The organism is Phormidium sp. CCY1219 (assembly GCF_035615515.1).
In the GTDB taxonomy this organism is placed as follows: domain Bacteria; phylum Cyanobacteriota; class Cyanobacteriia; order Cyanobacteriales; family Laspinemataceae; genus CCY1219.
Window position 1 is genome coordinate 1 of sequence record NZ_JAJENT010000041.1, and the last position, 438, is coordinate 438.

General features: G+C 54.6%; 1 pseudogene. It reads left to right on the forward strand.

Features of this window, described 5'->3' with window-relative positions:
- Positions 1-438, forward strand: a pseudogene (locus LKK83_RS00350) (hypothetical protein); the annotation flags it as partial.

Sequence of the window (438 nt, forward strand, 5' to 3'; positions counted from 1 at the left end):
AACTTCACTGCCACTGCTACTGATGCGGCGGGGAATACTTCTGCTGCTTCAACTGCCAGTAGCTTAATAGTAGATGCGACTCCCGAACCGGTGGTTGCTACCCTCAGCGCACCGCCAACCGAGCCTTTCGCACCGGATAATATAGTTCTCAACGACGAGATGGTTTCGGAGTCAAGCGCTGGCATGGTAGAGGACTTCTGCAATCTCACGCCGCCGACAGTCTCCCCCAATGCCGAAGCCACTCCCCTGGATAATCTCATCGGCACCAATGGAGCAGACGAGATAACCGCTGCGGGTGACAACACCTTTACCCAAGGGCTACAAGGCAACGATAACTTGTATGGTTCTGAGGGCAATAATGCCATCCACGGCAATCAAGGCACGGACTATATCGAAGCCGGTGCGGGGGATGATTTGGTTCATGGCGGCAAGGATGAC